This is a genomic window from Pseudomonas mandelii (assembly GCF_900106065.1).
Taxonomy (GTDB): Bacteria; Pseudomonadota; Gammaproteobacteria; order Pseudomonadales; family Pseudomonadaceae; genus Aquipseudomonas; species Aquipseudomonas mandelii.
This window is the reverse complement of record NZ_LT629796.1, coordinates 6,600,672-6,619,101: the sequence shown is the minus strand read 5'-3', so window position 1 is coordinate 6,619,101 and position 18,430 is coordinate 6,600,672. Positions and strand designations below refer to the sequence as shown.

The 18,430-nt window shown below is 56.3% G+C and carries 17 protein-coding genes; 9 read left to right on the top strand and 8 right to left on the bottom strand.

The genetic code is table 11. The annotated features are described in order from the left end of the window. Window positions 1-342: 342 nt before the first annotated feature. Window positions 343-1,236 (top strand): transporter substrate-binding domain-containing protein, encoded by an 894-nt coding sequence (locus tag BLU63_RS30600; protein WP_083377051.1) that lies wholly within the window; start codon window positions 343-345, stop codon window positions 1,234-1,236. A gap of 23 nt (window positions 1,237-1,259) precedes the next feature. Here BLU63_RS30600 and BLU63_RS30595 read toward each other — a convergent pair whose 3' ends face one another. Continuing rightward, the gene (locus tag BLU63_RS30595; RefSeq protein WP_083377050.1) at window positions 1,260-2,177 is read right to left on the bottom strand and encodes a LysR family transcriptional regulator; all 918 of its coding nucleotides are present in this window, start codon (window positions 2,175-2,177) and stop codon (window positions 1,260-1,262) included. A 125-nt stretch (window positions 2,178-2,302) separates the two neighbouring features. Between BLU63_RS30595 and BLU63_RS30590 the strand changes: the two genes are divergently transcribed. The 6 genes from BLU63_RS30590 to BLU63_RS30565 all read left to right on the top strand — a co-directional run bounded on the left by BLU63_RS30590 (window position 2,303) and on the right by BLU63_RS30565 (window position 8,051). Next, the gene (locus BLU63_RS30590) at window positions 2,303-3,061 is read left to right on the top strand and encodes a 5-oxoprolinase subunit PxpA (protein WP_083377049.1); all 759 of its coding nucleotides are present in this window, start codon (window positions 2,303-2,305) and stop codon (window positions 3,059-3,061) included. A 92-nt stretch (window positions 3,062-3,153) separates the two neighbouring features. Further along, complete coding sequence (locus BLU63_RS30585) at window positions 3,154-3,399, top strand: acetyl-CoA carboxylase (RefSeq protein WP_077749837.1); 246 nt, start codon at window positions 3,154-3,156, stop codon at window positions 3,397-3,399. A 10-nt stretch (window positions 3,400-3,409) separates the two neighbouring features. Then, entirely contained in the window at window positions 3,410-4,783 is a 1,374-nt protein-coding gene (locus BLU63_RS30580) for an acetyl-CoA carboxylase biotin carboxylase subunit (RefSeq protein WP_083377048.1), read from the top strand. Beyond that, on the top strand, window positions 4,780-5,652 hold the full coding sequence (locus BLU63_RS30575; protein ID WP_083377047.1) for a 5-oxoprolinase subunit B family protein: 873 nt from the start codon (window positions 4,780-4,782) through the stop codon (window positions 5,650-5,652). The genes BLU63_RS30580 and BLU63_RS30575 overlap by 4 nt, the downstream gene beginning before the upstream one ends. Further along, on the top strand, window positions 5,649-6,623 hold the full coding sequence (locus tag BLU63_RS30570) for a 5-oxoprolinase subunit C family protein (RefSeq protein ID WP_083377046.1): 975 nt from the start codon (window positions 5,649-5,651) through the stop codon (window positions 6,621-6,623). The genes BLU63_RS30575 and BLU63_RS30570 overlap by 4 nt, the downstream gene beginning before the upstream one ends. A gap of 111 nt (window positions 6,624-6,734) precedes the next feature. Next, window positions 6,735-8,051, top strand: a complete 1,317-nt coding sequence (locus tag BLU63_RS30565; protein WP_083377045.1) for a purine-cytosine permease family protein — start codon at window positions 6,735-6,737, stop codon at window positions 8,049-8,051. A gap of 112 nt (window positions 8,052-8,163) precedes the next feature. On the opposite strand, the gene BLU63_RS30560 is transcribed toward BLU63_RS30565, so the two are convergent. Further along, window positions 8,164-8,649: a DUF6130 family protein gene (locus BLU63_RS30560; RefSeq protein WP_083377044.1), complete on the bottom strand. Its 486-nt coding sequence runs from the start codon at window positions 8,647-8,649 to the stop codon at window positions 8,164-8,166. A 331-nt stretch (window positions 8,650-8,980) separates the two neighbouring features. Between BLU63_RS30560 and BLU63_RS30555 the strand changes: the two genes are divergently transcribed. Continuing rightward, entirely contained in the window at window positions 8,981-9,256 is a 276-nt protein-coding gene (locus BLU63_RS30555) for an META domain-containing protein (protein ID WP_083377043.1), read from the top strand. Window positions 9,257-9,353: 97 nt separating this feature from the next. Here the strand turns inward: BLU63_RS30555 and BLU63_RS30550 are convergent, their stop codons facing one another. From BLU63_RS30550 to BLU63_RS30530, 6 genes are all read right to left on the bottom strand, one after another. After that, on the bottom strand, window positions 9,354-9,680 hold the full coding sequence (locus BLU63_RS30550; protein WP_224795472.1) for a hypothetical protein: 327 nt from the start codon (window positions 9,678-9,680) through the stop codon (window positions 9,354-9,356). 202 nt (window positions 9,681-9,882) lie between these two features. Further along, the gene (locus tag BLU63_RS30545; RefSeq protein ID WP_083377041.1) at window positions 9,883-12,465 is read right to left on the bottom strand and encodes a bifunctional diguanylate cyclase/phosphodiesterase; all 2,583 of its coding nucleotides are present in this window, start codon (window positions 12,463-12,465) and stop codon (window positions 9,883-9,885) included. A gap of 312 nt (window positions 12,466-12,777) precedes the next feature. Beyond that, entirely contained in the window at window positions 12,778-14,232 is a 1,455-nt protein-coding gene (locus tag BLU63_RS30540) for a TrkH family potassium uptake protein (RefSeq protein WP_077749844.1), read from the bottom strand. A 262-nt stretch (window positions 14,233-14,494) separates the two neighbouring features. Beyond that, the gene (locus BLU63_RS33585; RefSeq protein ID WP_255311816.1) at window positions 14,495-14,629 is read right to left on the bottom strand and encodes a hypothetical protein; all 135 of its coding nucleotides are present in this window, start codon (window positions 14,627-14,629) and stop codon (window positions 14,495-14,497) included. Window positions 14,630-14,678: 49 nt separating this feature from the next. Next, window positions 14,679-15,425, bottom strand: a complete 747-nt coding sequence (locus BLU63_RS30535; RefSeq protein WP_371859422.1) for a nuclease-related domain-containing protein — start codon at window positions 15,423-15,425, stop codon at window positions 14,679-14,681. Window positions 15,426-15,572: 147 nt separating this feature from the next. Beyond that, a complete protein-coding gene (locus tag BLU63_RS30530) occupies window positions 15,573-15,845 on the bottom strand; it encodes a hypothetical protein (RefSeq protein WP_077749846.1) in 273 nt (90 codons plus the stop codon). 653 nt (window positions 15,846-16,498) lie between these two features. Here BLU63_RS30530 and BLU63_RS30520 point away from each other — a divergent pair. Next, on the top strand, window positions 16,499-17,686 hold the full coding sequence (locus BLU63_RS30520; protein ID WP_231990975.1) for a hypothetical protein: 1,188 nt from the start codon (window positions 16,499-16,501) through the stop codon (window positions 17,684-17,686). The last annotated feature ends 744 nt before the right edge of the window (window positions 17,687-18,430 follow it).

Below are 18,430 nucleotides of genomic sequence, written 5' to 3'. Positions count from 1 at the left end.
TTGCCCGTTTTGCTGGGCAAGTCGGGCACCATCGGGCGGGATCTGGGCTGAGGGTTGGAGCGGCTGCGGGGCTGAGGTTGTTTGCTCATGATTCGGCTCCAGACGTGTCGGCATTTCGCGAAGTAATCCCCGATTAAAGCTGCCGCCTGAACATCGCGATGAAATTCGTGCGATTTCGCACATGCCTCGGTTTTCTGATCTGGCGCAAAGTATCTACCGTCCCTGAGCGTAGTGTTGGCAATAACGTTTCGTAGACACGCCGGAAATTGGTGCTCACATCCTTTACGTTTTTCAGTGTGTTTTGAGATGTCTTTGCCTTTTTCATACTTTCAAGGGTGTCCCATGAAAACCTCATATTTCGTAGCAACGACAATCCTCGCCGCAGGCTTGTCCGCCATTGCATCTCCCGCGAATTCGCAGACACTCGAAAAAGTTTCCGACAGTAACAAAATCACCGTGTCTTACCGGGAGGCGTCGGTACCTTTCAGCTACTTGATCAGTCCTGCCGAAGCCGTAGGTTTCTCAGTCGATTTAACCGATGCCATCGTTGATGATGTGCGCAGGAAGCTCAACAAGCCGAACCTGGAAGTGGCTCACATTCCAGTGTCTTCGCAAACCCGCATTCCGTTGCTGGTCAATGGCACATACGATCTGGAGTGCGGATCCACCACCAACAACGCTGCCCGTGGCAAGGATGTGGCTTTTGCAATTAGCCATTTCTACACAGGCACGCGCCTGTTGACCAAGAAGACCTCCGGCATAAAGAACTACGCCGATCTCGCAAAGAAGACTGTCGCCAGTACCGTTGGCAGCACGAACGAGAAGGTCCTTCGCCAATACAGTGCCGACAACAATCTAGACGTACAGGTCGTCTTGGGCAAAGACTATGACGACTCCATGGCGCTGGTTGAAAATGATCGTGCCGTGGCGTTTGCCATGGACGATATCCTGCTGTTTGGCCTCATGGCGAACTCGAAAAATCCTGATTCGCTCGAAGTCGTGGGTGATGCGCTGCAAGTCGAACCCTACGGCTGCATGCTTCGCAAAGATGATCCTGAATTCAAGCAATTGGTCGATGGCACCATAGCCCGCCTGATGGAGTCGGGCGAATTCGAAAGGCTATACACCAAGTGGTTTCAATCACCGATTCCTCCAAAAGGAATGAACCTGAACATGCCGATGAGCGAACAGCTCAAAGCCAATCTCAAGGCGCGCAGTGACAAACCAGCGCTGTAAAGCTTGACGAACTTTGCTCGACTTCAGCGTCGCGCAGACAGTTGTTGCGGCGCCAAAAACGCATCGTGGAAGTAATTACGAAACGCCTGCATGGCCGGGCTGAATTCGCGCTCGCGATGCCACGCCAGACCAACGCTCATGGGCGTCACTTTATCGGTGACGGTGAGGGTCTCGATGCGTTTTCCTTCCAGTGACCAAGGGCGGTGCACCAGGTCCGAAAGGATCGCCACGCCGCTGCCATTGGCGACCATGCTGCGCACCGCTTCCACTGAACTGGTGCGCACCCGCACGTTCGGCTGTTGGTGCGCGTGTTCCCAGTAGCGCATGGCGCTTTGTTCGGCTTCGTCGACGGTCAGCAGGATGTAGGGTTCTTTCGCCACGTCGGCGAGGCTGACCGCCGAACGTTCGCACAGTGGATGGTGGCTGGGCAGCCAAAGCCGTCGTTCGGAGTTGAAGAGGATTTCCGAGACGATGTCCGGGTGAGTGAGGTTCGCGGTAAGCACCACGGCCATGTCGAATCGACCCTCCAGCAAGCCTTCTTCGATGGCCGTCCGTTCCTGTTCGTGGACTTCGATGGCCACGTCAGGATGCCAGTGTTCCAGGCGTTGCAGGTGGTGCGGCAGGAAGTAGCCGATCACCGTGTAACTTGCTGCCAGACGCAGCACGCCACTGGCGCGAATGTCCGGCAACGGACTGTTCATCGCATCATCGACACTGCGCAAAATCACATACGCGCGATTCAGAAAGTGCCGCCCGGCATCGGTCAGGCTCATGCCCTGGGCCGAGCGCTGGAACAACAGCGCACCCAGCATACCCTCCAGTTCCTTGATCGCCGTGGTCACCGCCGACTGGGAAATATTCAAATGGATCGCGGCCTGGGAAATTTGCCCGATCTCGGCGGTGGCGACGAAATAGCGGACCTGGCGCAGGGTCAGTGACATGGGCACTCCGGATGACGAGGTATCTGTTTTTCAGAAGATACCCTATCTGTTAATAGATCTTCCCAAGGGGTACGGAGGAATCTAACTTGGCCTGCATGAAGTCACAAGTGTCAGGAGCAAGCGTCATGCAAGCAGTAGATTTCAATTCGGACATGGGCGAAGGCTTCGGCCCATGGACCATCGGCGATGGCGTCGACAACGAACTGATGGGCTTCATAAGTTCAGCCAATATCGCCACCGGTTTTCATGCCGGCGACCCCGGCACCATGCGCCGCACCATCGAGCAGGCCAAGCGCCTGGGCGTGGCCATCGGCGCGCACCCGGGGTTCCGCGACCTGGTTGGATTTGGCCGCCGGCACATCAATGCACCGGCCCAGGAGCTGGTCGACGACATGCTCTACCAGTTGGGCGCCCTGCGTGAACTCGCCCGGGTTCAAGGCTTAGCCCTGCAACACATCAAGCCCCATGGCGCGCTCTACATGCACCTGGCCCGGGACGAACAGGCCGCCCGTCTGCTGGTGGAAAACCTCCAGCGCCTGGAGCCTGAGTTGCTGCTGTATTGCATGCCCGACTCGGTGATCTGGCGGGTCGCCAAGGAGCTTGGCCAACCGGTAATCCGCGAGTTCTACGCCGACCGCGAATACGACCTCACGGGCTCCATCGTCTTCACCCGCAACGTACGAGCCTACGATCCGGCGCAAGTGGCCGCGCGAGTACTGCGTGCCTGTCAGCAAGGCGTGGTGCGCACGGTCGAGGGTGAAGACCTGGCGATCGAATTCGATTCGATCTGTTTACACAGCGACACCCCTGGCGCCCTGGCGTTGGTCGAAGCCACGCGCAGTGCCCTCGACAGCGCCGGGATCGAGGTTCGTGCACCGCGCTAAATCAGGACGAGACACCTGGCACACAGATGCCAGGGCTTGCACACCGATTCATTTTTGCCTGCCTTTCTACAACTATTCCAAGAGGAACAGACATGGCCGAACACACTGTAATCACCCCGTTGCCCGGGACCTTCTACCGCAAAGCGACTCCTGAATCGGCGAACTTCGTCGAGGTGGGCGCGCAGGTCAGTGCCGACACGGTGATTGGCCTGATCGAGGTCATGAAGCAGTTTTCCGAACTGACCGCCGGAAAGGCCGGTCGCCTCAGCGCATTCCTGGTAGAAGACGGCGATCCGGTGGAACCGGGTCAGGTCGTCGCAACACTCGACGACGAGTGAGGGCGCGATCATGACTCAAGGTATTCGTAAATTATTGATTGCCAACCGTGGCGAGATCGCCGTGCGGATTATCCACGCCGCCAAAGCGTTGGGGATCCCCACCGTTGCGGCATGCAGCGAGGCAGACGTCGATTCCCAGGCCGCGCGCATGGCCGATGAAGTCCACGTCCTTGGCCCGGCCCGTGCGGATAAAAGTTACCTGAACGTCGAAGCGTTGCTCGGTGCCTTGAAAACCACCGGCGCCAATGCAGTACACCCCGGTTATGGTTTTCTCTCGGAGAACGCCGATTTTGCCGAAGCGGTCCTTGCCGCCGGCGCCATTTTCGTCGGCCCGAGCCCGGACACGATCCGGCGCATGGGCGACAAAGCCGAGGCCCGGCGCACTGCGCAAGCCGCCGGCGTACCGGTGGTGCCGGGTTCCCCCGGTGAATTGTTCGACGTCGAATCGGCGCTTAAGGCCGCCGAAGCCGTGGGCTTCCCTCTGTTGATCAAAGCCTCGGCCGGTGGGGGCGGGCGCGGCATTCGCCTGGCGGAAAACGCCCAGCAACTGACAGAAGAGTTTCCCCGCTCACAGCGTGAAGCCCAGGCCGCGTTTGGCAATGGCGCGGTTTACCTGGAGCGGTTTATCAGCAAGGCCCGGCACATTGAAGTGCAGGTCTTGGGCGACGGTCAGCACGCCGTGCATTTGTTTGAGCGGGAATGTTCCCTGCAACGTCGCAGGCAGAAAATCTTTGAAGAAGCGCCGTCACCGGCCCTCAGTCAGCAGCAACGGGAAACCCTCTGCGCCAGCGCCGTGCGCCTGACCGAATCCCTCGGCTACAAGGGCGCCGGGACGCTGGAGTATCTGTATGACGACGCCACCGGCGAGTTTTTCTTTATCGAGATGAATACGCGGATTCAGGTTGAGCACCCGGTCAGCGAATTAATCACCGGCATCGATCTGGTCCAGGCCATGTTGCGCATTGCCGGGGGTGAACCGCTGGGCTTCAAGCAAAGTGATATCCAGCTCAACGGCGCCGCCCTGCAAATGCGTCTGAACGCTGAAGACCCGGCGCGGGATTTCTTTCCCAGCCCGGGGCTGGTCGAGGAACTGATCTGGCCGCAGGGTGAGGGCATTCGCGTCGATACTCATCTGTATCAAGGCTACCGTGTGCCGCCGTACTATGACTCGCTGCTGGCCAAGCTGATCGTGCATGGCGCTGATCGCGCCGAAGCCCTGGCCCGTGCGCGGGTTGCGGTAAGGCGAACCACGCTCACTGGCATGGCCAGCACCTTGTCCCTGCACGGCGTACTGCTGGAGCAACCGTGGCTGCACAGCGCCGACTTTCACACCGGCACCCTGGAAACCTGGCTGGCCGAGCGCCGTTTCGGAGGTGAAGTATGAGCACTCCCATCCGCTACAGCTTTGGCGCCGATGAGCACCTGTTCGCCGAAGTCAGCGACAGCATGTCCCTGGACGCGTTCTTCAAGGGCCTGGCCGTCACTCGCGCGGTGGAACGGCTGGCACTGGATGGCGTGCTCGATATCTGCCTGGCCAACGCGTCATTCCAGATCCGTTTTGACCCGGATCGCATCGCCCCTCATACCTTGCTCGAAGCGGTAAAGATCGCCGAAGTCGGGGCCGTCGCCGAACGCACGTTGCAGACGCGGATCATCGAGATTCCGGTGCTGTACAACGACCCCTGGACCCACGAAACCCTGATGCGCTTTCGCGACCGGCATCAGGACCCGAGCGCCACGGACCTGGAATACGCCGCACGGATCAACGGCCTGGCGGACGTCGACGCGTTTATCGCCGCCCACAGTGGTGCGCCGTGGTTTGTCTCGATGGTCGGCTTCGTCGCCGGGCTGCCGTTCATGTTCCAGATGGTCGAGCGCGAGCGGCAGTTGCAGGTGCCCAAATACCTGCGCCCGCGTACCGACACGCCAAAACTGACCTTGGGTCATGGCGGTTGCTTTGGCTGCATCTACTCGGTGCGCGGTGCCGGTGGATATCAGATGTTTGGCGTCACGCCGGCACCGATCTACGACCCACAGCAGAACCTGGCGTACCTGAAAGAGCACATGGTGTTTTTCCGCCCCGGTGACATCGTGCAGTTCAAACCGATGGACCGTGAGGCCTATGACCACGCGGTGGCCGAAGTGGAAGCCGGTTGCTTCGATCTGCGGATCCGGCCGGTGGAGTTTTCGCTGGATGCGTTTCTGGCCGATCCCGTTGGCTATCCCAAGTCGCTGCAGGAGGTGTTGGTATGATCAAGGTACTCAAACCCGGTCTCGCCACGTCGGTACAGGACCTGGGCCGCGAAGGGTATTACCACTTGGGCATTCCGCCCTCCGGCGCGCTTGATCAGTACGCCTTGAGTGCGGCCAATCAACTGGTCGGTAACCCGGCGGGGGCGGCAGCACTGGAATGCACGTTGCTGGGGCCGGAGCTGGAGTTTCAACAAGACGCGCTGGTGGCTGTGTCCGGCGCGCACATGACGCCACGGGTCGACGGCGTGGAAATGCACCACGACACGGCGTTTGCGGTGAAGGCCGGGCAAGTGCTGCGCTTTGACTTTCCCAAGGCTGGCGCCCGCGCTTACGTGGCGGTGGCCGGCGGCATCGATGTGCCGATCGTGCTCGGCAGTCGTTCCACTTATGCGCTGGGTGCGCTCGGTGGTTTTCAGGGGCGCAGGCTGGTGGCGGGTGATGAACTGCCCGTCGGTATCGCCAGCGGCAAGAGCCGAGCCGGGGCCAGTTTGCCCATGGCGTTGCGCCAGTCCTTGGGGGGCGAAATCACTCTGCGGGTGGTGCCGGGTCTTTACTACCACCGCTTGAGCGAATCCGCCGCGCATAGTTTCTTTGCCGAACCCTGGACGGTGGGCTCGGAAGCAGACCGCATCGGCTACCGCTTCAAGGGCGGCAGCGCGCTGAGCTTTGAGCCCCGCGAGCAACCGTTCGGCGCCGGTTCTGATCCGTCGAACATCGTCGACAGTTGCTACCCCATTGGCTCGATCCAGGTCCCGGCCGGGCTCGAACCGATCGTGTTGCATCGCGACGCCGTGTCCGGCGGAGGCTACGCGATGATCGGCACGGTGATCAGCGCCGACCTCGACTTGATCGGCCAGATGCAACCGAACCAGAAGGCCCGCTTTGTCGCGGTGACCCTCGAAGAGGCGCTGGAAGCGCGACGTTCCTATAAGAAAAAACTCAGCTGCCTGAGCAAGCTGTTCCCTTCCTGATTCTGCCCGCCGCATTGCGCGGGTAATGCCAAACGGTAAGCCAACGCCGCACTTCGGTGCGGTGGCGGCTGCCCGCGCTTCAACCTTTGACTGGTTTTGGAGTTCACGCACATGGCTGCTTTATCGCAATCGAGTCAAACCGGGCAAGACCCGGCCAATCAACCCGTTCCAGCCGAAGCGCGCATGGGGCGATTGTCCCTGACCATGGCCTGGTGGGCGGTGTGCAGTGCGATGTTTTACATCGTGGTCGGCGCCTCACTGGCGTTGTCGTATGGAGCCCGCAACGCACTGATCGGCATGGTTCTGTCGGTGATCAGCTATGGGCTGGTCAATAGCGTGCTCAGCCGCTTTGCGATCCGCAGCGGCTTGTCGGTGGCGTTGTTTTCACGGTTGCTGTTCGGCAGTACCGGGGCGTGCCTGGCAACGTTGATCTTCTTTTCCACGGCGATCTACTACGCGGTATTCGAAGGCTCGGTAATCGCCGTGGCGCTCAATCACCTGTATCCGGAGCTGGTTTATCCGCTGGCCGCATTGGCGGTGGTGCTCTACAGCGTGCCAATGATTCTGGGCAGCGTGCAGCATTGGCTGGACAAGCTCAACGGCGTGTTGTTGCCGGTGTATCTGGGCGGTTTGCTGGTGGCGGTCGGGCTCTCGATCAGTCGATATGGCTACCAGCCGCAATGGCTGGATTTCGGCCCGGCAACACCCAGCGCCTTCGGCTGGTGGGACTGCTTTGTCGCTTACATGGGGGTCTGGGTGCTGATGCTGTTCACCTTCGACTACGCGCGTTTCGGCAAGCCTGAAGACGCCGAGTATCACGGGCGCTGGAACTTCGGCATGCCGTTCTACGCGGTGACCTTCCTGCTCAATGGCGCGGCGGGCATCTATCTGGTCAGCAGTATTCCCCACGAAGGTGCGCTGAACGAAGTCTCTGTGGTGATGGCGATTCTGCAATTGATGGGCTTGTGGGGCTTGTTGTTTGTCTGGGCCACGCAAACCCGGATCAACACCGCCAATTACTACCTGGCGACACTGAACATGCAGGCGTTCTTCGGGCGTTTTGGCCTGCGCGGTTCGTACTTGATGTGGGCACTGGTAGTGGGGGTGATCGTCTACGGCTTGATGCTCGCGGACGTGTTTGCCTACCTCCTCAAAGCGTTGGCCTATCAGGGGATCTTCGTGGTGGCCTGGGTCGGCGTGGCGTTGGCGCAGATACACTACGGGCGCAATGAAATGGCGGCACTCGAACGGGGGCCCGCGTTCAATTCCGTGGGTTTGACGGCGTGGTTTGGTGCCACCGCTTTGGGGCTTGCGTTGATGTTTGTTGGCGGTGGCCTGAGCAGTTTTTCCGCACCCTCTACGGTGATCGCTGCATTTGCGTTGCAGTCGGGCTTATCCCATCGGCACCGGTTAGTGTTGGCTGAGTAGGATTTTTCAGTCACGCGTTGTGTGCCTGCCTGCTCTAGCACGTTAGAGCAGGCATCGGACGCTCATGACGAATCCGCTGATGAATGGTCCAGGGCTGCTGATGGCACAACCGTTATGGTTTCACTGCGTGGCGTTCTTCAACATGAGGAGCGTCCGCTGGGTTCTTCTGCGGAACGACAAAGTTCACCACCGTACTGGTCAAAATCTTATGACTCGGATCAGCCACTTCAAGTAGAACCTTGTGAGCGCCCGGCGTCAGCCCAACCAAAATAATCGGGTCTTCACTGGTGTGCGCCCAAGTACCTTTCCAGTCGTCGACGGTCACGTGAAGGTGGCCGAGCCGTGGTGATACTTCGACAGCCGTTTTGCCAAATACCGGCATGATCCGGGCGTGCTCGGTTCGATACTGAATAATGACAACCCCGCGGGCCAGCGGCGCGGCGAGCGGCGGGTAGGCAATGAGTTTTGGTCCTGCCTCAGACTCCAATGGGAGTATGGCCGGTGGCTGATCGGTGTCTGCTACCCCTTGACCCCACGCGGCTACGCAAAGGAAGGCACCCAACGCAAAGGTAGATAGATTTCTGAGAGCAAGGGACATGGTGTTTTTCTCCCGCGTGATCTCATCCAAGGCTAGATCAAACCGGGCAGTTGTCTATGCCCAAGCTGCCTCTCTCTGCAAAACAGCCGAGTGGGGAAGGGCAGAAAACGGGTGTTGAATACGAGCCTTTTAATGACGGTGATCGGCTAAAAACAGCCAGTAAATGGAGCGACGCAAAATGACAGCTAAGCTTCCTTCTACTGTCGGGCTTATTGAGCAGACCGGGTTTTGCGGCCATGGCGTGTCGCCGCCTTCAGCGGTCACCACGTCGTTACAACAGCCAGCCCGATCTTGAGCGTCAGCCCTTCACAACAGCCTCGGAGGGGAGCCAATGAAACGTTTCGTCATGCTCATCGCGATCTCTTTGCTGACCACTGCTTGTCAGAGCACAAATGATAATGGCGTCACCCGACTAGACAATTGTGTCTGCTATAAATCGACCGAGGCACAACATTTGCCAGCATCGCAAATGGCATGGACAGACCCCGAAACGTTGCAGGAGCAATTCTCACATTGCATTTGCCGGGCCTTGGTTGACCTGAAGAAGGTCGATGATCCCGGCAAATTTTTCGTACCCGGAACCGAAATAAGAACGGAACTGAAATAAAACATGATCGGGGTTGTGAGCCATCCGTACGCTTTGGTGTTTGCGATCACTCGCTCGGGGTGGTGCAGCGTGCGAAACAGACCAGAACCGTCTGGGCTCAACGTCCATATTCAACGTAAGGGCCCAAGTAGAAAGCTTGCGTATCCCAATTGATTCGATAAATCACTTCTTTGCCTGGCTTGATCCTGGCCGCGACCGTTTTGATCGCGGCACCCGAACATAATCCAGACTCGGCGAGCCCGGCACCGAGATTCACTTCACCGGCAGGCAAAACGAAAGATGCCTTTTGACCGGGGCCTATCTTGGCTGCGCGCTGACCATCGATGTAGAACATGGCGTCACATCCCGCACCGACAAACCCGTCATCACGGACAATAGTCAGGCGTCCAGGCGCTTTCGTGCCCTGGCTTTTGAACGCGTACATCTTGTCGGCCGGCACTGGCCGGGCTTCAGAAACCGGCAGAGGTGAGGTTGCGCACCCGCCCAAAGCCAGCAAGAGCGCCCCCGTTGCGATACTCCTTCGCATCGTTTTTCCTCCCGAAAAGGGCGAATGCATCAGGCGCCATTCTGTATTGCTTGATGACGCCATTCGCCAAAAACGCTTTAAATGGATTTGTTACCTTTTACTAAACCTTGCTCTTGGCGTCTGTGTTTTTTCGGGCCTTCACCAACAGGTTAAAGGCGTCAGTATCAAGTGGCCGACTTAGAAAGAAACCTTGGCCTTCATCGCACGACACTGCTTTGAGCAAATCCAACTGTTCGGCAGTTTCAATCCCTTCCGCCGTAACGGTGAGTGATAACGCGCGGCCCAAGCCCACAATCGCCTGGATGATGGACTCATCATCACTTTCGACCAGTTTGTTTAGAAAGCTCCGGTCTATCTTCAGGCCATCGAAGGGGAACGTGCGCAAATAACTCAGTGAAGAATACCCCGTGCCAAAGTCGTCCATGCATATGCGCACGCCCAGGCGCTTCAATGTACGCATCAGCTCTAGTGCGCCGGGGGCATCTTCGAGCATGACGTTTTCAGTAATCTCCAACTCTACCCGGGTAGGCGCGATTCCTGAGTTGTGAAGTGCTTTCTGCACACGCTCCACCAAATTGCCTCGCTTGAATTCGCTAGGTGAAAGGTTGACGGATACAAACAAGTGTTCCGGCCACCGTGCGGCGCAACGGCAGGCGGTGTCGATGACCCAGTCACTCAAGAAAAGAATCAGGCCGGATTCTTCAGCGATGGGGATGAACGTATCGGGAGGTATTAACCCGCGCTCAGGATGTTGCCACCGTATCAACGCTTCAGCGCCGACCATCTGCCCGTCTGAGATTCGGTAGCGCGGTTGGAAGTGGAGTCGAAGTTCTCCATTCTTTATTGCAAAGCGCAGATCACTTTCCAGACGACGCCGCTCAATAATCCTGGCGTTCATATCCCCCGCATAGAAACGCCAGGTATTACGACCTCCAGCCTTGGCTTCATACAACGCAATATCCGCATAACGTAGCAGCTCAGTCGCCTCGCTAGCGTCATTTGGCGCCATCGCGATACCAATACTGGCACTGACAAATACCTCTTGCTCATTGATTTGAATCGGCTGCTCGATGGACTCGATCAAACGGCGACAAAGCGCCTCGACTTCCTCCTGGGAACTGACATCGGTGAGTATCAGTACAAACTCGTCCCCCCCAATCCGAGCGACAAGATCACCGTGGCGAACACAGTCTGCCAAGCGGCTCGACACCTGGTTAAGCACCAGGTCACCTGCGGCATGTCCTAACAGATCATTCACTGGTTTGAATCGATCAAGGTCCAGACTGAGCATGACCAAGGGTTGTTCTAGTGTCGGCAACGCTTTGAGTTTGCCATCAAGAAACTCCTGTAGTCGTGTCCTGTTGGGAAGGCCGGTCAGGGCATCATGTTGTGAGAGGAATTCGATTCGTCGACGGGCTTCAACTTCCTCCGTGACGTCGGTTGCTGTCCCCCGGAATCCTCCTCCTGCCATGACTCGCGCCGAAAGACGGGTGATTCGCTCTTGGCCATTTGTATCCACGTAGCGGCACTGAACACTGATATCCGGACGACGATTCGGAATACTGAGCCACTGAGATAAAGTGCCTAATTCAGTGCGCAGCAGATCATCCATCGCCGCACCAATCCATGCAGTCCTGGAAAAGCCCGTGATATCTTCAAATCGCTCGGATAGATAGGTGAAGCGCCAACCGGCGTCCATTTCCCATACCCAATCCGAACTGGCCTCAACAACATCACGAAAGCGCGCCTCACTGGTGGCAAGGTCGGTCTGACTGCTTTGCAGCGATGCATAGCTGGCGTCAAGCGCCTGCGCAGCGGCCGTCGTACGACGCAAGATCACCCACGTCATCAGGCACACCAGCAGCGCAGCGAGTCCCACCAAGGGCAACCCCAGCGCCAATAATTGCAGCCCTGGTTTGTGCGGACTCCATTGCAGGACGCCTGCTGCACCGGCCTCGCCCAGGGGATAGGCAGACACCAAGGGGATTTCGTCGGGAGCGGCCGTGTGCAGGCCATCTACCCCGAAATCCCGGCCTATTGTTGCGAGCTTGGCGCTGTCCAACATGTCAACGAATATCAACACCGACGCCGATCTATCATCCGCTATGACCGTTGGATCGGTTCCGGGCGTAATCGCAGCCGCAGCGACGAGGGCAGGTATCCCTCCCACATTGATGAACGTAGTCGTCGGCGTTTCGGTTTCCGCTCCCTCACGTGCTTTATCGAGAATCGCATCAACAGACTGTTCGAGCCATTGTTCGACTTCAACTGACACCCTCTGACCCTTGACCAAGGAATAAACGGTACGATTGACATCGTTGACTACAAACACTCCCCGAAACCCAAACTCTGTATAAAGTGTCGTCCCGAGATTTTGCCGTACATACGCCCAGTCCACGTCTACCTGAGTATGCAAGTGCTTGTAAGCATCGCCCCAAAAGGCGTAATCCTTGACGGTCGAGCTCAGCGATTTTTCCAACGATTCCACGGCTTTCTTCGTGTAAAACGCACTGTCACGCTCCTCCGTCCGATCTAGATTTTGCGCAACATAAACAAGTGAAAAGCAGGCAAATAAGAAAACCCCCGCCAAAAGACCCACAAACTTGAATAGCGAAGTTCGAGTCAGGGCCACGCTTGAGCGATTGGTTGAAGAACAAGAGATGGTGGGGAGAGCGTTAGGCATAAATGACCGGTACTCGTTGAAGCTAGTTATTTACATATCAGGTTGTCGGCAGTCGACGCTAAATAGTGAGCGCCCGTCCGTCGCGCCAAGCAGGTCTGCCCAGTCTGCCGGAGACGAGATATCACGAAGACGCGTTGCGCTACCGATGCAATAGGCCTGTTGCCAACGGCGAGGGGCAGTCATCGGCCGAACCAGCAACTCAAACGACTACTGATCTTTCTATGGCAGTACTCGCCGCCCCTTTGGTGGGTATTGGCCTCTCTATCTTCATCCCCCCATGTACTTTTTAGACTCAGCCCTCGACAAGGTGGGTCAATATTTCCAGAAAACTGGAGTGACAAGTACCAGCACCGTCAGGATTTCCAATCTTCCCAGAAGCATTCCAATGGTCAGTAGCCATTTGGCCGCATCAGGTAATGTTGAGAAATTACCGGCGGGCCCAATGATCGTGCCCAGCCCTGGCCCGACGTTACACACCGCAGTAGCGGCACCGCTTAACGCTGTAGTCCAATCAAGCCCAATCAGCGCCAGGCCCAAGGCGATGGCCGCAATAGTGATCGTGAAGAAGAACGAGAAGGTCAAAAGCGAGCGCACGATTTCCTCGTCGATCGGATGACCGTTGTACTTCTTCTGTATCACGGCTCGAGGATGGATCAACTGCTTCAAGCTACTGACCAGGAGAGCGGCTGCAACCTGGAAACGGAAGATTTTAAGGCCACCTGCCGTTGAGCCTGAACATCCACCGACGAAGGTCAGGTAGAAAAAGAGCAAGACAGCGAAGCTGCCCCACAAGGTGTAGTCGCCAACCGCAACTCCGGTGGTCGTGACAACCGAGGTCACGTTCACTGCCACGATACGAAACGCGTCCCACCATCCGTAATCGCTGTGAAAGTACAGCCAGGTGCCCACGCACAGTGATGTGACGAACAGGAACCCAATAAATCCGCGGACCTGGTGATCCTTGAGCAGCGCGCGCCGATTGCCCCGCAATGTCGCGACGTACAAGGTGAAGGGCAGGCTGCCCAGAATCATGATGGCCACCGCTACCCAGTGAATCGCTGGTTGCGTCCAATGCCCAAGTGAGGAGTCCGAAGTCGAAAATCCCCCGGTGGAGATCAATGACATTGCGTGGTTGACCGCTTCGAATGGCGTCATTCCAGCGAGCCAGAGCGCCAGGGCTCCGATGCCAGTGAGCCCAAGGTAGAGCAAAAGAATGTACTTGGCTGCCATGTGGGAGCGAGGTGTCACTTTCTCCGACCAATCTGAGGACTCTGTCTGGAACAGACGCATGCCGCCTACTCGCAACAGCGGGAGGATCGCCACCGCCATGCCGATGAAGCCGATGCCTCCCAACCAATGCAGCATGGAGCGCCATATCAACAAGCCGGGAGATGAGCTATCCAAACCGGTGAGGACAGTCGAGCCAGTGGTTGTGATACCAGACATCGTTTCAAAGAATGCATCGGTGTAGCTGATATCGCTGATGAACACCATTGGCAACGCTGCGAAGGTGCACACGACTACCCAGCTTCCGGTCGTCAGCAGGTACATATCCCTGGGACGAAGCTGGCCAGTATCCGGGCGTCCCCTCACGATTAACAGGAGGCCACAGATAAAGGTAATCAAACTCGACCAGAGAAATGCTGACAGATCGTCGCTACGCTCATAGACCACCAGTGTGATCATGGGAATAGCCATGCTCACGGCCAGCGTGATCAGAAAAAGCCCTAGGATGAATCCGATAAGCCGAATGGCTGCGAGGGACATAACAATAACGTTCCAAATTTGCACCGCGCAGTATCGGATGCGCACCCCGTCAAACCCGTAAATTTTGCGTAAAATTTCTGCCAGCGACCCGTCGGGATAAGTGAGGCTAGCAAGAGCGCCCTGTTGCGATAATCCTTCGCATAATGCTTTCCTTGCTGAAAAAGGGCGAATGTATCAGCGTGTCATGTTGCTTTGCTTCATAAAACCATTCGCCCAAAACGCTTTAAATAGATCTGTCACCTTTCATGGCCACCTTTCATCTTCAAGGCTTCTTCGGCGGGTAGTTACCGCGCAAGCCCCCGGACTTGTTGCCGGTTTTGCTGGGCAGGTTAGGTACGACCGGGCGGGACTTGGGCTGAGGGTTGGAGCGGCTACGGGGTTGAGGTTGCTTGCTCATTTGCGCCTCCTGAATTGCGGCAATTCGCGAAAGGGCCTACTCATTCAGCTTAGCTGCCTGGCGAAATGGGCTGCACCGTTCGGCACTTGGGAAAAGTGCTGCAGCCCCAAAACTGTTGACCGCTCCTCGGGCCACCGTTGTATGTCCGCACCACCAGCGCACTGCCGCAGCGCGGGCATTGGCGCGAGGCCGATGGATCGTCGCGTTGCTTCAGGCGTAGCACATGTTCACGCCGGGTAGCGAGCGTCGGCGCCAGGCGACCTGCTTGCAAGGTCTGCAACATGGCCGTCACCTGCGCCTCGCTGAACACCGTTTGCTGGAAAGACTTGATGTAATGGACCCAGCCACCGCCTCGGGTGACATTAGCCGGCATCCTGGTCTTGAAAGTGCTTGGGCCGACAAACACGATGACCGAATGCACAAAGTCCGGGCCGATGCCCAACGCCGCTTGCAGGGCCTTCAAGTGTTTGTAGTTCTGGCGGTTCGGATTCTGGAAGGCGAAGCGCTTCTTGTAAATCAGCTGCGTCCACTGAGCCTGCTTCTCACCACCGAAGATCCAGCCTTTCATGTGCTTGGTCTCCAGCACAAAAATGCCGAAGGGCGACACAAACACATGGTCGATCTGCGTGGCGCCGTCCGGGGTGATCAGTGTCACGTCATGCAGGCGACGGTAAACCTGACGATCCAATCTAAAGTGTGCGCGCAAACGCACCAGACGTTCACCGAACCAGCCTTTGAACAGGCGCGTGCGCAGCAGCGTCCATACCAGCAGCAGTGGTAGTAGCCAGACCAGGATGTTGAGTAAGGGGTGCAGGATAACGGAGATGTTCACTTGGCAGTCCTTTGCAGTGAGGGGAGGGGTGTTGAGTTGTCCGATGCTACGTCCCCGTAAAGCATTCCGGACCGCAAACAAAACGGGCGCCCGATAGGCGCCCGTTTTCATTTACTCCGCCGCCTGCGCCCGCAAGCGTCGGCCGATCACATCCATCAAGTCACAGCCATCGCGCAATGGGATGGCCAGCAATTTCGAGAAGTCTGTCAGCACCACCGTGTCACAACCGAGCTCGGCGCGGAAGGCGATGTTTTCCAGCACCTGCGTGACGGTGCGGATGCGGTAGTCGGCCATGGCTTGAAGGACGTCGAGTGGAGCTTGGGTGTCGATGAGCAGGGAGGCCGGGATCAGGTCGATTCCGGTGAGAGGCATGTATCTATTCATTTGAAGATCTCTGTTTGATTGGCTCAAGGCCGACACTCAGTCGTCGCCAAACGATTGGGTGGCAGCTGTGCGCAGGTTGGCGAACCGGCACAGAGAAAACCGGCAGACCCGAAGGTCTCCCGCGCACAGCCGCCATAACAGCGGCTTTGCGGGTGCAATGACCCCTGCAATAAAGCGGACAGCCCTCGCATTCTCTATGATCAGGTCGCCAAACCTGAATCGCCATTTTGGGCGACGGGGCGGACTATAAACTTCATCGCAACGACGGGCAAGGTTAGGAATTCCGAAGTTTATGTAGGAGATTAATGGCGGTCCTAGGACCGTTACATACCTTCTGTGAGCGACTGCTATCGGCCCAGAGTGTGTAAAAACGCTGCGCCAAAATTGAAGTGTGCGCGTCTATGCGAAATCTGAGAATTATCGGCTGCTCAGCCGATCTGGATTTTGCGTAGAAACGCGATTTTCAGTCCAACACTGGGCTCCAATTGCACTGAAAAACGTTTTTACACAGCCTCGGCCAGAAGCTGCCGTTCACAGCGGGCAGTTCGTAACCAAAAGCACTCATTCGAAAAACATATGGCAGTACGACCATCCAGTGCATCGTCTACACTTGTGCAAATTTAGAACAACAAGGACGTCGACAATTGCAAACTATGAAGCCGGCTATCGTTTACCTCGACAGTTGCGATTACTCCGCGCTGAGCAAACCTCAACTCACTGAGACTGAAGCGCAGCAGCTGGCAACCCTTCGAGAGCTTAAGCTCAGTAGGACGGTTCTTTTCGTATACTCCGGTGCGCACATCTCAGAGATGTCTCCTCTCGATCAGAAGTACGCAACTGCCGCAGTAGAACGCACTAGTTTGATGGTGGAGCTTTGCGGACGTAATACATTGATTTCCTTTGACAGACTAATCAAGGCTGAGCTTTCTCGTTTGGTCACGCGAAGCTCCCAATCCGTGACCGTCCTTGATAGGAATGGCGAATGGTTTCCAGATTTGGGATCACTCATGAACCCCATCGATGAGATTGACGTCGCAGGAAAATTACGGCAGGAAATGGAAAAGCATGCACTCAATCGGAAAGCGCGGAGGATGGTCAAAGCAACTACAACCAACAATAGCGGCAGACTTCGTAGCGATGTTGAAAAACGCTTTGGCCAGGCAGATTACAGCGAGTTGATCGATAGGGTACCGATGCGACCTCGTGACTTTACGGTGCTCAAGAATTATGTCTTGGGCCGAGCGTCACGGGGAGAAGCCAATAGAGCTTTTCTAGAAAGCTTGCGGGATCCCGACTACATGGCTCAATGGTTTATCCACAATCATCACCAGTTGGGCCCTATCGTGGATTGGGTAAGACGTCCAGCCCGCCAACTTCTAGAAAGCTGCGAAAAAACTATAACGGAACTGCGAACACACTTGGCCAATTTGCCAGAAAGTGATCGTCCTGCAGCTATTAGGAGCGTAAACGGCGCAAGCTGGGAAAAATTGAAGCAGCAAGGGATGATCGATATAGTAAATCGCTTGCTCACGCAAGTATTCCCCGGGACGTTGGCATGCGATAACGCGCAGGATATCGAAGATTTTTGCCCTGGAGTTCACGTTTGCATCAACACACTTTACAACTCGCTTCAGAACTCCTTTACAGAAAGCCCACGGGTCATGAAAGCTAGCGATTTCGTGGATATAATTCATGCTCTCTACGTTCCTTACGTCTCATATTTCAGAGCTGACAGATACATGTGCAGTGTCGTGCAGCCGCTGATCCCCAAGCGATTTGGGACGCAGGTGGTGGCCTCTCCAGGGAAACTACTTATGGCACTTGGAATTCAAGAGGGTTAAAGAATCACGCCACTATGCCGCATCACGGACGGTAAATCGGTTTTTTCTACTCCAAATGTCTGCCTCTGGCTGGATACTTAATTTCACGAAATGTTGCTCAGATCAAATGATGGCATAAGCGAACCAAACCTCAGTCTCACTGGAATATAATTGGTATAGGATTATTAATTCGATTAGGGGGAAAAATGAATTTTCTAAGTGCTTATGGCAAGGAAATCGTTTCGCTTATCGTGCCATTGCTAACTTGGCTTCTCAATTCGGGACTCAAGGCGAAAGCAAAGCTGGTGTGGACTAGTCCTCACTCATTCCACTTTTTAGTCCAAGAGCCTCTTAAGGATCCCGACGGCCAGATTCTTAGTACAACCCAGCGTGTATGCACTGCGTCAATCAGGGTAATTAATTCTGGAAGAGAGACCGCTAACAAAATTGAGTTAGTGTTCAACTGGAAGCCCCAATACATAAATATCTGGCCTGTCCGACATTACGAGCATAAAACGGACCAGGACTCTCGCCACATTTTGATTTTCGATAACCTATCCCCCAAGGAGGAAATTGGTATTGAGATAATGTGCATCAACGCAGACTTACCGGCCCTCCTTGTGGTCCGGTGTGCAGAATGTACCGCTCAGAACGTTAGGCTTTCTTGGTTTCGATATACTTCCCCCCTGAAAATCAACATCGCGCGAATGTTGATGTTTTTGGGTGCCAGTACCTTCCTTTATTGGGTGATCGTACTGGTTCAAT

Bases quoted from the DNA above. Each gene is read 5' to 3' on its own strand.
- BLU63_RS33585 (WP_255311816.1), bottom strand. From the start codon at position 14,629: ATGAGCAAGCAACCTCAACCCCGTAGCCGCTCCAACCCTCAGCCCAAG.
- BLU63_RS30555 (WP_083377043.1), top strand. From the start codon at position 8,981: ATGAAACGTTTCGTCATGCTCATCGCGATCTCTTTGCTGACCACTGCT.
- BLU63_RS30585 (WP_077749837.1), top strand. From the start codon at position 3,154: ATGGCCGAACACACTGTAATCACCCCGTTGCCCGGGACCTTCTACCGC.
- BLU63_RS30570 (WP_083377046.1), top strand. From the start codon at position 5,649: ATGATCAAGGTACTCAAACCCGGTCTCGCCACGTCGGTACAGGACCTG.
- BLU63_RS30530 (WP_077749846.1), bottom strand. From the start codon at position 15,845: ATGAATAGATACATGCCTCTCACCGGAATCGACCTGATCCCGGCCTCC.
- BLU63_RS30520 (WP_231990975.1), top strand. From the start codon at position 16,499: ATGAAGCCGGCTATCGTTTACCTCGACAGTTGCGATTACTCCGCGCTG.
- BLU63_RS30580 (WP_083377048.1), top strand. From the start codon at position 3,410: ATGACTCAAGGTATTCGTAAATTATTGATTGCCAACCGTGGCGAGATC.
- BLU63_RS30565 (WP_083377045.1), top strand. From the start codon at position 6,735: ATGGCTGCTTTATCGCAATCGAGTCAAACCGGGCAAGACCCGGCCAAT.
- BLU63_RS30540 (WP_077749844.1), bottom strand. From the start codon at position 14,232: ATGTCCCTCGCAGCCATTCGGCTTATCGGATTCATCCTAGGGCTTTTT.
- BLU63_RS30590 (WP_083377049.1), top strand. From the start codon at position 2,303: ATGCAAGCAGTAGATTTCAATTCGGACATGGGCGAAGGCTTCGGCCCA.
- BLU63_RS30575 (WP_083377047.1), top strand. From the start codon at position 4,780: ATGAGCACTCCCATCCGCTACAGCTTTGGCGCCGATGAGCACCTGTTC.
- BLU63_RS30550 (WP_224795472.1), bottom strand. From the start codon at position 9,680: ATGTACGCGTTCAAAAGCCAGGGCACGAAAGCGCCTGGACGCCTGACT.
- BLU63_RS30560 (WP_083377044.1), bottom strand. From the start codon at position 8,649: ATGTCCCTTGCTCTCAGAAATCTATCTACCTTTGCGTTGGGTGCCTTC.
- BLU63_RS30595 (WP_083377050.1), bottom strand. From the start codon at position 2,177: ATGTCACTGACCCTGCGCCAGGTCCGCTATTTCGTCGCCACCGCCGAG.
- BLU63_RS30600 (WP_083377051.1), top strand. From the start codon at position 343: ATGAAAACCTCATATTTCGTAGCAACGACAATCCTCGCCGCAGGCTTG.
- BLU63_RS30545 (WP_083377041.1), bottom strand. From the start codon at position 12,465: ATGCCTAACGCTCTCCCCACCATCTCTTGTTCTTCAACCAATCGCTCA.